Annotated in this window: 13 protein-coding genes and 3 pseudogenes; 7 read left to right on the top strand and 9 right to left on the bottom strand. The window is 60.0% G+C overall.

The genetic code is table 11. The features are described 5' to 3' along the window. Positions 1 to 136: 136 nt before the first annotated feature. From P0D89_RS47835 to P0D89_RS47825, 3 genes and pseudogenes are all read right to left on the bottom strand, one after another. Positions 137 to 769, bottom strand: a complete 633-nt coding sequence (locus P0D89_RS47835) for a cupin domain-containing protein (RefSeq protein ID WP_408378984.1) — start codon at positions 767 to 769, stop codon at positions 137 to 139. A gap of 124 nt (positions 770 to 893) precedes the next feature. Beyond that, positions 894 to 1,553 carry a glutathione S-transferase family protein gene (locus P0D89_RS47830; protein WP_408378989.1) on the bottom strand — a complete coding sequence of 220 codons (660 nt, stop codon included), beginning with the start codon at positions 1,551 to 1,553 and terminating at the stop codon, positions 894 to 896. A 79-nt stretch (positions 1,554 to 1,632) separates the two neighbouring features. Continuing rightward, positions 1,633 to 2,815, bottom strand: a pseudogene (locus tag P0D89_RS47825) (dihydrolipoyl dehydrogenase). Between the two features lie 161 nt (positions 2,816 to 2,976). On the opposite strand from P0D89_RS47825, the gene P0D89_RS47820 reads away from it, so the two are divergent. The 3 genes from P0D89_RS47820 (at position 2,977) to grxC (ending at position 4,774) form a co-directional block, all read left to right on the top strand. After that, on the top strand, positions 2,977 to 3,945 hold the full coding sequence (locus P0D89_RS47820; RefSeq protein WP_408378983.1) for an AraC family transcriptional regulator: 969 nt from the start codon (positions 2,977 to 2,979) through the stop codon (positions 3,943 to 3,945). A 160-nt stretch (positions 3,946 to 4,105) separates the two neighbouring features. Next, positions 4,106 to 4,453: a DUF4148 domain-containing protein gene (locus P0D89_RS47815; protein WP_408378980.1), complete on the top strand. Its 348-nt coding sequence runs from the start codon at positions 4,106 to 4,108 to the stop codon at positions 4,451 to 4,453. Positions 4,454 to 4,519: 66 nt separating this feature from the next. Next, positions 4,520 to 4,774: a glutaredoxin 3 gene (gene grxC, locus P0D89_RS47810; protein ID WP_408378977.1), complete on the top strand. Its 255-nt coding sequence runs from the start codon at positions 4,520 to 4,522 to the stop codon at positions 4,772 to 4,774. 133 nt (positions 4,775 to 4,907) lie between these two features. Here the strand turns inward: grxC and P0D89_RS47805 are convergent, their stop codons facing one another. From P0D89_RS47805 to P0D89_RS47790, 4 genes are all read right to left on the bottom strand, one after another. Further along, positions 4,908 to 5,354, bottom strand: a complete 447-nt coding sequence (locus P0D89_RS47805) for a DUF302 domain-containing protein (protein ID WP_408378974.1) — start codon at positions 5,352 to 5,354, stop codon at positions 4,908 to 4,910. A 99-nt stretch (positions 5,355 to 5,453) separates the two neighbouring features. Then, on the bottom strand, positions 5,454 to 6,011 hold the full coding sequence (locus tag P0D89_RS47800; protein WP_408378971.1) for a c-type cytochrome: 558 nt from the start codon (positions 6,009 to 6,011) through the stop codon (positions 5,454 to 5,456). A 114-nt stretch (positions 6,012 to 6,125) separates the two neighbouring features. Next, positions 6,126 to 6,827 carry an IS6 family transposase gene (locus P0D89_RS47795; RefSeq protein ID WP_408378968.1) on the bottom strand — a complete coding sequence of 234 codons (702 nt, stop codon included), beginning with the start codon at positions 6,825 to 6,827 and terminating at the stop codon, positions 6,126 to 6,128. A 799-nt stretch (positions 6,828 to 7,626) separates the two neighbouring features. Further along, complete coding sequence (locus P0D89_RS47790) at positions 7,627 to 7,890, bottom strand: cupin domain-containing protein (RefSeq protein ID WP_408378966.1); 264 nt, start codon at positions 7,888 to 7,890, stop codon at positions 7,627 to 7,629. Positions 7,891 to 7,954: 64 nt separating this feature from the next. Between P0D89_RS47790 and P0D89_RS47785 the strand changes: the two genes are divergently transcribed. The 4 genes and pseudogenes from P0D89_RS47785 to P0D89_RS47770 all read left to right on the top strand — a co-directional run bounded on the left by P0D89_RS47785 (position 7,955) and on the right by P0D89_RS47770 (position 10,145). Beyond that, positions 7,955 to 8,308 carry a carboxymuconolactone decarboxylase family protein gene (locus tag P0D89_RS47785; protein WP_408378987.1) on the top strand — a complete coding sequence of 118 codons (354 nt, stop codon included), beginning with the start codon at positions 7,955 to 7,957 and terminating at the stop codon, positions 8,306 to 8,308. A gap of 9 nt (positions 8,309 to 8,317) precedes the next feature. Next, on the top strand, positions 8,318 to 8,896 hold the full coding sequence (rclC, locus tag P0D89_RS47780; RefSeq protein WP_408378963.1) for a reactive chlorine resistance membrane protein RclC: 579 nt from the start codon (positions 8,318 to 8,320) through the stop codon (positions 8,894 to 8,896). A 77-nt stretch (positions 8,897 to 8,973) separates the two neighbouring features. Then, complete coding sequence (locus tag P0D89_RS47775) at positions 8,974 to 9,225, top strand: hypothetical protein (RefSeq protein ID WP_408378960.1); 252 nt, start codon at positions 8,974 to 8,976, stop codon at positions 9,223 to 9,225. A 141-nt stretch (positions 9,226 to 9,366) separates the two neighbouring features. Next, positions 9,367 to 10,145 (top strand): annotated as a pseudogene (locus P0D89_RS47770) (IS6 family transposase). Between the two features lie 72 nt (positions 10,146 to 10,217). Here the strand turns inward: P0D89_RS47770 and P0D89_RS47765 are convergent. Together P0D89_RS47765 and P0D89_RS47760 are read right to left on the bottom strand one after the other, a co-directional pair. After that, positions 10,218 to 10,646: pseudogene (locus tag P0D89_RS47765) on the bottom strand (phosphate signaling complex PhoU family protein); the annotation flags it as partial. Continuing rightward, positions 10,610 to 11,387 (bottom strand): putative bifunctional diguanylate cyclase/phosphodiesterase (locus tag P0D89_RS47760; RefSeq protein ID WP_408378958.1); only part of this gene is annotated, 778 nt, incomplete at its 5' end. The gene P0D89_RS47760 and the pseudogene P0D89_RS47765, both read right to left, overlap by 37 nt.

Raw genomic sequence — 11,387 nt, 5'->3', positions numbered from 1 at the left:
CCATTCTCCCAGGCGACCTTTCAAAGCACGCTTGAGACGCTGTATCCGTCCGCTGTCGTTTCGAAACGCTAGAAATCGCAGTCAAGCTTGCGTGACACCCTATGCCCGTGTTGTCCGCGAAGCGGGCAGGGCGGTGTCACGCACCGGTTATTCGCGCACCTTCCAGGTGGCCGTTGCGCAACATGATAACCGTTGGTATTTCGGTGAACGGTTCATCGCGCGCGCCTGGATGGAGGCGTATCCACGTGCCGGCAGGATACCGCTGGTCGTGGCTGCGCAGCTCACCACTCAGCACCAGAATCTCTTCGCCGTTCTGGTGGCCGTGATCGCGCGTGTGGGTATCCGGTTCCCACGCCACCAGTGTCAAGCGGTGTCCTCTGGACGACAGTGGCGCTACCCGCATACGGGGGTTCTGCCCCGCGTACCACTCACGATCATTCGCATGCTGCGTAATTGTTTCGCAATGAACGGGGGCGGTCTCGCGATAGATGAACAACCTGACGCCTTCGCTGCCGGCTCGCAGCACGCCGGCTTCGCACAGGCTGACAAACTCACCCTGGTCGAGGAGGTCGCTACCCGCCTCGACGCTGCCGCGCAGCACGTAGACATCGTGTCTCGAGCGTGGTGGCACGGCGTACAGGTTTGATGGCGCTAACGTCACGACACCTCTCCAGTGCGGGTCGTCGGTGGCGGTGAGATGCAACACGCGGTTCGTCGTCAGGTTCTCGGCTAAATCGAGTCTGGCGGTTTCAATCAAGTCGAGTTTCAAATCGGCTCCTGCATGTCGTGTCCTGAAGTAATTTCGCACGGCCGTCTACGAGGCTTACGCGTTGCGATGAGCGCTGCGCACGGTTCTCGGCGTGGCTGTGCTTCTAAGGTCCCCAGACCGCGCGTCAGCCCAGGACTGGGCCGCTGCGGTTCGCTTCCAGCCCAACTGGCGATTTTTCGAACGCGACGAATCCCGGCAGTGCTTCGACCCGGGGCAACCAGCGGTGGATGTTGTGATAAACCGAAGTATCGATGTTGCCTTCTGGTGCCCGCTCGACGTAGCTGTACAGCGCAACGTCAGCGATCGTCGGCGTCTCGGCGGCGAGCCATTCGCGTCCAGCAAGTTCATCCTCCATCACCTGCAGGGCGGCATGCCCGCGGTCGATCACTTCTTCCGCATTGCGTGGCGCACTGAAGAGCGTGATGAGACGGGCTGCTGCGACGCCATAGGTGATCTCGCCTGATGCTATTGACGACCAGCGTTGCACACGCGCAGCATCGCTCGGGCTTTCCGGCAGCCAGCTCCTCGCACCATATTTTCTGGCAAGGTACACAAGGATGGCAGTAGAGTCAGCGATTACCTCGTCTCTGTCTACGAGAACCGGCACCTGGCCAAAGCGGTTCAGGCGTAGATGCTCGGGCGATTTTTGCTTGCGCGATTTGAGGTCGACCTCGACGGTCTCGAACGCAATGCCGAGCAGCGACAAGAAGAGTCGAACACGATGCGAATGACCGGAAAGATGAAAGCTGTACCTTGGGGAAGCTGAAGGTGCACCTTGAACTATGCAACCTAGCCGGAGGTATTGGTCGGTCGCGCTCGGTGTGCGCTGTCTCGGCCGCCATTGCCTCGCGCCGCAACCTCCATTACGCAACCTGCAGCGCGGCCACCGCCTGACGCAGCGCTGTGCGCAGCCCTTCTTCAACCACCGGGTGATAGAAGGGCATCTCCAGCATCGCGTCGACCGTCAGCTTCATTTGCAACGCCCATGCGAGCAGGTGGGCGATATGCTCCGCGTCCGGACCGATCCATTCCGCGCCCACAAACTGACGGCTCGTTTTGTCCACATACACATGCATCAAGCCGCGGTTCTTTAACATCACACGGCTGCGCCCCTGGTCTTCGAAGCTGACTTCGCCGGTCACGAACGTGCCGGCCTCGAGATCGGCTTGCCGGGCGCCGACCATTGCAATTCCCGGGTTCGAGAACAGCACGGCGATCGGTGCGCGACGCGTCATCGGCGCGATAGCGGGGAACCGGGCAGCATTCGTGGCGGCGCCCCGGCCTTCGTCCGCGGCTTCGTGCAACAGCGGTAACACGCCGTTTGCGTCGCCGGCGATGAAGACCGGATGCTTGCCCGCCTGCAGCGTACGCGGATCATACACAGGCACCCCGTGGCTATCGAGCGTGAGGGAGGTATTGTGCAGCGCGAGCCGGTCGAAATTCGGCCTGCGACCAGCCGTGACGAGGACGTACTCGAATGTGTCCTCGACCGTTTCGCCGGTGCCGGTCCGAAAGCGAATCTGCACGTTGTCGCCTATACGCGATACCGCTTCGACTTCCGCCTGCGCCTCGAAACGGAACGAGTTCTGGAATGTCCGTTCGGCATACGCCTTGATCGCTGGATCCGTGAGCGGACCAACGCACCCGCGCGCGTGTATGGTCTCCAACCTGCAGCAGGCCGTCGTCGATGAAACGGGCGTACCCAGTCAGTTTGTCGCCGGCCGGAATCGCCTCTACGCTGTCAAGCACAAAACCCACCAGACGGTCGCGTTCGCTTTTCACCCGCTGCATGACCTCACGACCGTCGATGCGAATGGCGCCGTCAACGTGTACGCCGAATGGCGCGGTATGCTGCGCGGCATGGGCAGCCTCGGCCGCGGCGATCAGCAGCTTCGAAGGCATGCACCCGACCCGCGCGCAGGTGGTGCCGTGCGGTCCTCCTTCAATCAGGAGCGCGGAAGCGCCCGCCGCCTTGGCGGCACGATACGCCGGCAAGCCGGCACTGCCGGCGCCAATAATGGCCACATCGGTATGAACTGTTTTCATAAGATCCTCTAAACCACGGTGCGATAACAGGAGAGAGCACCGCAAACTCGTCGTGACGGTTGCTCGGGTAGAATCAGACTGCTCAGGTTGTTGACACTGTAAGCAGATATGCTCCCGGCGCTAATCCTCAAACGACGCAAGAATCTGCTCAAACGGCTCATATGGATCTGCTAAGTCGAGTCCTCTCTCTCATTCCCGTCCGAGGCCGCCTGGACGTGCGCTGCCATTTCGGTGCGCCGTGGTCGATCGCGCAAGGTAACGCCGCCGGGCGGGAGATTCCCTATCACGTGCTGGTTTCGGGTCAGGCAGTGCTGGAATACGGTGATGGTCCGTCCGAGCAACTGACGGCGGGGGACATCATCCTGTTTCCGGCGGGCGGCTCGCACCGGCTTTACGACGGCAGCGGACGACCACCGGCACCAGCGTTGCATCGGCAGGACGTCTCGCTGGTGGTGGAGGAGAACGAAGGTTCGGGCGCGCGTGCCGATATCCTGTGCGGCCGGTTTCTGGATGGCGCAGTGCCTGACCGGCTGCTGCGCGAGCATTTGCCAGGACGTCTCGTGGTGCGTAGCACACACCGCGCCGGCGCCACCTTGAACGGCGATGGTGAAGCTACGGGAACGCTGGCCGACACGCGGCTCGAGCGGCTGATTCAGCTCATGCGGGAGGAGTCGGTCGACGAGGGTCCAGGCAGCGAGGCGCTGGTGAGCCATCTGTCAGCTGCGCTATTCGCCTTGACCTTGCACTTTGCGGGCACCGGCTCGCAACCGCCACATGGCTTGCTTGCGCTCGCTGCGCGGCCGAGCCTGCAGCCAGCGGTTTCGGCAATTTTCGAAGCGCCAGAGAAGCCGTGGACGCTCGATCAGCTCGCCACCTTATGCAATATGTCGCGAGCGACCTTTGTGCAGCAATTCCAGGAGGTGATCGGACGCTCGGCGACCGACATACTCACCGACATCCGTATGACCCTCGCCGGCCGCAAGCTGATTGAGTCAGGTCTGGGGGTCGCCGAGATCGGCGAGATGGTCGGCTACCAGTCAAGCGCCGCATTCCAACGGATTTTCAAACGCCTGATCGGCGTGACGCCGTCACACTACCGAACCTTGGGCGGCAACGTCGAAGCGGCCTAGAACAGTCGCATCGGCAGCCCGCCCCTTCATCTGCATCGGCAGTCTGTGCATTGAGCCGAATGAGCATCCTGATGAGCCGTCCCGGTATTCACGCGGGAAGGACCGAATTTTATAGTTCAGTCACGCCGTCCCCACGGTACCCTCTTCAAGGAGCTTCATCATGAAACGCGCTTACTACGCATTGCTGATCGCATCGGCTTTCAGTCTTCCCTCATTGAGCCACGCCGACACCGCAGGCGCATCCACTATCCGCGCGCAGGTGCGCGCCGAGCTGGTTGCGGCCGAACAGGCTGGCCAATACCCGCAAAGCGTTGCGCACTATCCCGACGCAGCGCCGGACGCCGCGTTGACACATGTGGCGCATCGCGCAGAGACGCAAGCTGCCGTGGACAGCGCATATGGTCCGGAAATCACCGGTTATAGCGCATCGGGTTTCCGTGCGATCCGTGTGCGCGCTGTTGCGAACGGTCAGCCACCGCTTGGGGACGTCTTCCGCGGAAGGAAGTAACCCCGTGTTTCAACCTTCAACGTGGTGCGAGGTGATGCGCGCCATCACTAACGAATGGTGGATTCCATGAGCAATGTAACGATCTACACCACGCCGACGTGTCCGTATTGCATCGCTGCGAAAGCGCTGCTGAAAGGCAGAGGCGTGACGTACAACGAAATCAGTATCGAAGGCGACCGCTCCGCTGCGGCTGCACTGGCGGGCCGAACCGGACGCCGCAGGGTACCGCAGATCTTCGTCGGCATAACGCATGTCGGTGGTTTCGACGATCTACGGGCACTGGAAGACGCGGGCAATCTGGATGCACTATTGGGTCGATAGCCAAAGGCAGTATGCCCGCAATCCGCGGGCATACGTCGGCGCTTCTATAGCACGCCCAGGTCGGCCGGACAACCCAGGCGCATATCTCGAGCCGGCGTTGTCACATTAAAGTGTTCGTATCGCAGTAGTGCGATCACTTCCCCCCCGCCACACCCTCCAGCAGCACGCGCACAGCGGCCAACGGCGCTACCATTTTCTGCGGCAGACCGTAATCCGAGCTCAGGACGCCGCTGACATCCTGATAGTCAATACGGGTCGTGCCGTGGTCGTCCTCCCAGACGACTGCGCGCAGCGGCAACTCCACGGCCGCGTGGGGATTGGCCTGCATGAGTGGCGTGCCGCCCTTCGGATTTCCGAAGAGAAAGAGTCGTGTTGACCTCAATGTGGTCCCGGCGTGGGCAGCTGCCGCGCTTTGATCGATGTCGGCAAACAATGTAACTCCGTGTGAAGCCAGTGCTTCGTTCAAGCGCGATACCGTCGTCGGGAAATCGTGTTGACTCGTCAACGTCTGGGTCCGAGCCGGATAGGGCGTTTCCTGGGCCTGTGCAGTCATGTTTTGAAGTGTCCAGAAGGCGGCCATCGTAAAGATGAGCCTTGTTGCTACGCGGATAAAAGATAATGTCGTCATGTCGAATAAGAAAATTGAGGAGTGGGTGCATAACGCCGGGATGGCTTTGCTTTATCGCGGCGTCTTGAATTTTACGAATTCCGGCTCCGGAATGAATCCATCCCGATTCGGCATCCTGATCTTGAGCAGCGAGTCCTGGTCAAGGCTACCCCCGGGTGGATGAATGCCGTTCTGATCCAGTAAATAGGCCGTCAAGGCGTAGTAATCGTCGAGGCTAAGCGACCCGGGCGCCTGATAGGGCATGCCGCGTCGAATATAGTCGATCAGCGTCGTGGCATAGGGCCAATAACTGCCGATCGTCTTAACGGGATGATCCGATGTCAGTGTGCCTTGGCCGCCTACGAGCCGGTCTCCGAAACCGCCTTCTCCGTGCGCCCCATGACAGGCCGCGCCGTTTTGTTCGTACAATGCTTGGCCATGAGCGACGGTGCCGCTCCCTGCGACGGTGCCGCTCCCTGCGGGCAGTCCCCTGCCATCAGGCCGGATGTCGATATCCCAGAGCTTGATTTCGCCCGGCGTCGCCGGACGGCCGAAATCGTAGGCGGATGCTGGCCGTAAGCATGTGCCCGCGAGAAGCCCGACTACCAGTCCCAACCTAAGCGAGTACATCGCGAACTCTCCCGGAAGCGTCGATGGCCCACGTTTGCTGCGCGTGGTAGCGGAAAAGTGGGTTTGTCGCAGTAAGGCTCGCGGAGGAAAGTTGATCGATATGCGAAGTATTGCTTATGTTGCCAGTTCGTAGAATTGATCAGCGGTGGACGAATGGGTTCCGCGAGCACGTTTCATCTGTCCTTTGACGATCATGTGCATAATCTCAATGCCGGCCAGAAGGATCCGGGCACAGCGAAACGTTTTGAATCCCAGCATGGGTCTGGTTCGTCGCTTGATCGCCCGATGGTCCTTCTCGACCAGGTTGTTGAGATATTTAGACTGGCGGATCCTGATGGGCGTTTCACGATCATCATTGATGGCTTCGAGTGCAGCGAGATTGGCGCCGCTTTTGTCGATGGTCACCGTCTCGGGCGCGCCATTCCGGGCGATCGATTTTTCAAAGTAACGTCGGGCTGCAGTCTTGTCCCGGTGGGCGCGCAGCAGAAAGTCGATGGTGTTGCCGTCCTTGTCGACGGCCCGGTAAAGATATCGCCATCCGCCCTTGACGCGAATGTACGTCTCGTCCATGCGCCAGCTCTTGCCAACCGGTCGCTTGCGCAGGCGAAACGCTTTCTCCAGCACCGGCAACAACTTCACGGCCCAGCGGTGCACGGTCGAATGATCGACCGAAACGCCGCGCTCAGTCATCATGTCTTCGAGATTCCGCAGGCTCAGCGGATAGGCCACGTACCAGCGCACGCAGGTCAGTATTATATCGAGCGGATAATGCAGGCATTTGAGCACTCGGGCCACCGCCGGATTCAACGTGTTCATCGAGCATTCAGCCGTTCATGTTGTTCCGCACATCATAGCGGATCGCCTTATTGCAACAGAACCGTGCAAATTGCGGGGCAGCGTACGGCAGTCGGAAATGGTCACCTGACAAGCTACAACCGATGCCGTGGGAACATCGACGGGCGATCACGCAGCTCTACTTTGAGCGGGGGTTACTGTAGCTCAATCAGAGCGAACTTTCACGTGTCGCTTCAAGTCGATGACCACCGTGACGACCCAAGGGAATTTCGGCTGTCAATGCGTTCGTCGCGGGCGGCGACGCCGTCAGCTCGCTCACTGTCTCGCACCAAAACTGTGATCAGGTCGCCGTCAGCGGCTAGTTTAGGCAGATCGACAAAATTACTGCTGAAACGGTGACACTTTTGCGTCGGTCTACGGCGCTGCGGCCGACAAGCCCTTCATCACGTGGGACTACAGCTTCTCGAAGAGGCGTACCGTTGCCCGTATTGTCGCGAGCGGTCAGGCGGTCAAGGGTGGTGCCCAAACAAGGCTCGGCCGATGCATCTGCAGCAGCGCAGAGCGTTCACTCGGCTATACGTTGAGCGTTGTTCGGGATGATGGCCTTGACATCTGTCGACAGGGTTCGTCGATCGGCTTCATATTCATACGTGGAAGCGCGTACAGCAGCCCATCATTGACGCTTTCGCCGGCATGTGCGCTGACACTAGTCCTTTGCATGCGCCATCACCTGAAAACTTCGAGACATCCTCTCGTTCAACGGAGGGAGCGCCTCCGATCGAAAAATGTCCTGGCGAAGCTGTGACACATTTCCTGCGGTCTACGCCAGCTGGAAGCACTTCCCACCCTGCAGTTCAAGGCGGCAGCTACCCTTGGTCACAATATGAAACTGAGCGCAGCCCGGAGATTCCGCTTCCTGCACGGTCTTCCATTGCGAGGTGAACCGGCACACCTCCTGAACTTCTGGCCGCACTCGTAGCAGCGGGGCGATGGCACTCAACGAGTCGCGGGCGGGCGGTGAACCACGGTGCGCACCGTCCTGCTCATTGAGCCGATCGGCATACGAATTGCGCGTCGAGAACATAAGCTATTTCCTTTTGATATCTACTATGTGTGTCACCTACACCCAACGAGAGATCTACATGCACATGCACGACTGGACCCAGTATCGCAAGCAACTTGCCACCGGTGTCAGCGGCTTCGGCAAGCTCAGCCCGGACACAATCAAGGGCTATGTCGCCCTAGTCGGCGCTGCCCAGAAGACCGGTCACCTCGACGACAAGACACGCGAGCTGATCGCCATGGCGGTTGCCATCAGCTTGCGCTGCGACGGCTGTATCGCCGTGCACACCGCCAGCGCCCACAAGTTCGGCGCGACGAAGGAGGAGATCGCCGAGGCCCTCGGCGTGGCCGTGGCCATCAACGCTGGAGCGGCCATGGTTTATTCGACCCGCGCGCTCGATGCCTTCGACACCACCGGCGAGGAGCAGGCCAACGCCTGAGCACCGAACATGGCCCACTCTTTCCGTCCCTTGCTTGTCTGGCTTGCCAGTTCGAACCGCTTTGGCAGTCACTTGATGCGCATCGCCATCGCGATTGTCTTCTTGTGGATCGGCGGGCTGAAGTTCGTGCCCTACGAAGCGGACAGCATCACACCCTTCGTCGCCAACAGCCCCGTGATGTTCTTCTTCTACGAACACCCCAAGGAGTACAAGGCGCACCTCACCCACGAGGGCGAGCTGAAGCCGGCCGAGCGGGCCTGGCAGACCGCGAACGGCACTTACGTTTTCTCGAAGGGCTTGGGCACGGTGGAACTGTCCATCGGCCTGCTCACCCTGGCGGGGTTGTTTTCGCGACGGCTGGGTTTCGTGGGGGCCGTCCTGGCCTTCCTGACTCCCATCGTGACGCTTTCCTTCCTGTTCACCACGCCTGAAGCCTGGGTGGCGGCGCTGGGCGATGCCCAACACGGCTTCCCCTACCTGTCGGGAGCGGGCCGGCTGGTTCTGAAGGATGTGATGATGCTGGCCGGTGCGCTGCTGGTGATGGCCGATGGAGCCCGGGCCTTGCTCAAGGCGCAGCCGTCCAGTTGATCTTTAACCAGGATTCTCTGTGTTATTCGTAATTTAGACAGTGTCTTTCTCGTGACAGTTAACCGTAGGAGTCTTAAATGAAAATTCTCGATTTTCAAATGAAATCGCTCAAGTATCTTTTGATTGCGGTGTCGATGTCCGCTGCCGCTGCCGCAAATGCCCAGGAAAGTGTGGCGCCACCCGCCGATGCTTCGGCACAAACGGTGTCGCAGGCTCGCACGAATGCTGGCGCCCGCACCGAAGGCCGAGAGAAGCAGGCCAGCGGCGTGGAAAAGAAGGACCAGTGCGTCGGTCCGATCAGCTTCTGCAACAATTACTTCGGCAGCTAACCATTGTCAACGCTGTTAAACAGGAATGCGGACCGTTTTTTTTCTGAAATTCTGCGTAATCGAGGGGCCTGCCTACTAAAGCCCTTTTCGGGACTGTCACGTTGGTGGCAAGTCAACGGGAGTGTGGCGGCAATGGCGGCGATGAAACGAACTGCCCAACCGCACCGCACGCCCGTCAGCTCCACTATTTCGTATGCGGGATACTGCTTCCCGCCCGATGTGATCAGCTACGCGGTGTGGCTGTACTACCGTTTCCCGCTGAGCCAGCGCATGGTCGAGGCACTGCCGGCCGCCCGTGGCATCGATCTGACCTACGAGACGGTGCGGCGCTGGTCGGTGAAGTTTGGGCTGGGCATTGCCCGGCATATCCGGTCGACCGCTTTGGCGCGAGGCGACAAGTGGCACCTCGATGAAGTGGTCGTCACGATCAACGGCAGTAAGCACTGGCTGTGGGGCGGTGGACCAGCACGGCGCGGTGCTCGACCTGCTGGTGCAAAGGCGGCGCGACCGGCACGCGGCCAGGCGGCTCATCCCCCAAGGGGACTTCCTTCGGGGCGTGCGCAAGTTGCTCAGGAAACATGGTCGTGCGCCGCGCGTGTTGATCACCGACAAGCTCAAAAGCTATGCCGCGGCGAGCCGGGATCTGGGGATCAACCTCGAACATTGCCAGCACAAGGGCTGAACAACCGGGCGGAAAACTCGCACCAGCCGACACGGGTGCGCGAGAAGGGTGATGCGCCGCTTCAAATCAGCGCGTCACCTGCAACGCTTCGCTTCGGTCCACGACCAGGTCGGCCAATCTCTTCATGCATTGCCGCTACCACACAGATGCAAGGCAAAAGCGGGCACTACGCGCCCAGGCCTTCGAGGCCTGGGAAAGCGTGACGTGCGCTCCAATGCTGGAGCGCCTTGAAGCTTAAATTAGGTTTCCTGTCATTCATGTTCGGCCGCTCGTCAACCGATAATTTGACAGTGTCCCTCACCCTCCAGCCTTAACTGTCCAAGGTGTCGCGCCCACGTTGCTTTCTATGTTCGTTGCGAATATCGGTACCACGAACAACATAGACGATGGCTTCGGCAATGTTTGTGGCATGGTCGCCGATACGCTCGACGGCTTTAGCGATAAACAGATAGTCGAGCCGAATCTGGATTGTCCGGGAGTCTTCCTTCAGACATGTGACGAGCTTGAGCACAAAGGCTCGAAATTCGGGGTCGATGGCCTCGTCGTCGCGGACAACCTGTGCAGTCGCAGTTGCATCCAAGCGCGCAAATGCGTCTAGCGCTCCGTGAAGCATGTGTAAGGCCATTTCACCAGAAGTCCTGATTTCAGCGATGTTGAGGTTCGACGCGCCTGCGTCCATGGCGACGCGGCGAGTTCGCTTCGCTATCTTCCGTGCCTCGTCGCCAACCCGCTCAAGGTTGGCGCACTTTCAGCTGTACTGGTGGGCAATTCCGCTGCAACGGCCCGCCGTCCCATCGTTCGAAGCATCTCCCCGAGAACCTCGCCTGCAACAGCCGGGCTATACAGGAAGCCTTGTCCCTCCACGCATCCATGCTCGACCAGAAAGTGTCTGTGTGTGTCGAGTTCAACACCTTCAGCGATGACGTCGAACTTTAGCGTGTTAGCGATTGCGATGACTGCGAGCGTCAATGCCTCGTATTCGGCGTCGCGGCCAATTTGCTGAATGAACGCCTGGTCAATCTTTATGCGGTCGATGCTGAAGCGTTTCAGGTAACTCAGGCTCGAGTACCCCGTACCAAAATCATCAATGGCGATTTTCACACCCAGCTCGCGGAGATCGTGCAACACGCGAGCTGCCTGCTCAGCGTTGCGCATCAGCGCGCCTTCCGTCAATTCAAGCTCGAGCATGTCCGCCGGCCAGTCGGCATCGTCCAGTGCGACGCGGACCACATTCACCAAATCAGAGTGCTCCAACTGGAGCGGAGAGACGTTGACCGACACACGAATCGACGGCAACCCCTCGTCTCGCCATACCCTGGCCTGGGTGCAGGCCGTCCTGAGCACCCATTCGCCAATGTCCTGAATCAGACCCGACTCCTCCGCAACCGGAATAAAAACGGCCGGCGATACCGCGCCGAGCTCGTCGTCGTCCCACCGCAAGAGTGCCTCAGCTCCCAATACACGCCCGGTCAACATATCG

Origin of the sequence: Paraburkholderia sp. RL18-085-BIA-A, assembly GCF_046027075.1 — a bacterium.
Taxonomy (GTDB): Bacteria; Pseudomonadota; Gammaproteobacteria; order Burkholderiales; family Burkholderiaceae; genus Paraburkholderia.
Note: the sequence above shows the minus strand (reverse complement) of the source record. Positions and strands in the feature narration are given on the sequence as shown.

What these genes read in the sequence shown, in the direction of transcription:
- P0D89_RS47820 (WP_408378983.1), top strand. Translation starts at nt 2,977, where the DNA reads ATGGATCTGCTAAGTCGAGTCCTCTCTCTCATTCCCGTCCGAGGCCGC.
- P0D89_RS47815 (WP_408378980.1), top strand. Translation starts at nt 4,106, where the DNA reads ATGAAACGCGCTTACTACGCATTGCTGATCGCATCGGCTTTCAGTCTT.
- grxC (WP_408378977.1), top strand. Translation starts at nt 4,520, where the DNA reads ATGAGCAATGTAACGATCTACACCACGCCGACGTGTCCGTATTGCATC.
- P0D89_RS47805 (WP_408378974.1), bottom strand. Translation starts at nt 5,354, where the DNA reads ATGGCCGCCTTCTGGACACTTCAAAACATGACTGCACAGGCCCAGGAA.
- P0D89_RS47800 (WP_408378971.1), bottom strand. Translation starts at nt 6,011, where the DNA reads ATGTACTCGCTTAGGTTGGGACTGGTAGTCGGGCTTCTCGCGGGCACA.
- P0D89_RS47795 (WP_408378968.1), bottom strand. Translation starts at nt 6,827, where the DNA reads ATGAACACGTTGAATCCGGCGGTGGCCCGAGTGCTCAAATGCCTGCAT.
- P0D89_RS47790 (WP_408378966.1), bottom strand. Translation starts at nt 7,890, where the DNA reads ATGTTCTCGACGCGCAATTCGTATGCCGATCGGCTCAATGAGCAGGAC.
- P0D89_RS47785 (WP_408378987.1), top strand. Translation starts at nt 7,955, where the DNA reads ATGCACGACTGGACCCAGTATCGCAAGCAACTTGCCACCGGTGTCAGC.
- rclC (WP_408378963.1), top strand. Translation starts at nt 8,318, where the DNA reads ATGGCCCACTCTTTCCGTCCCTTGCTTGTCTGGCTTGCCAGTTCGAAC.
- P0D89_RS47775 (WP_408378960.1), top strand. Translation starts at nt 8,974, where the DNA reads ATGAAAATTCTCGATTTTCAAATGAAATCGCTCAAGTATCTTTTGATT.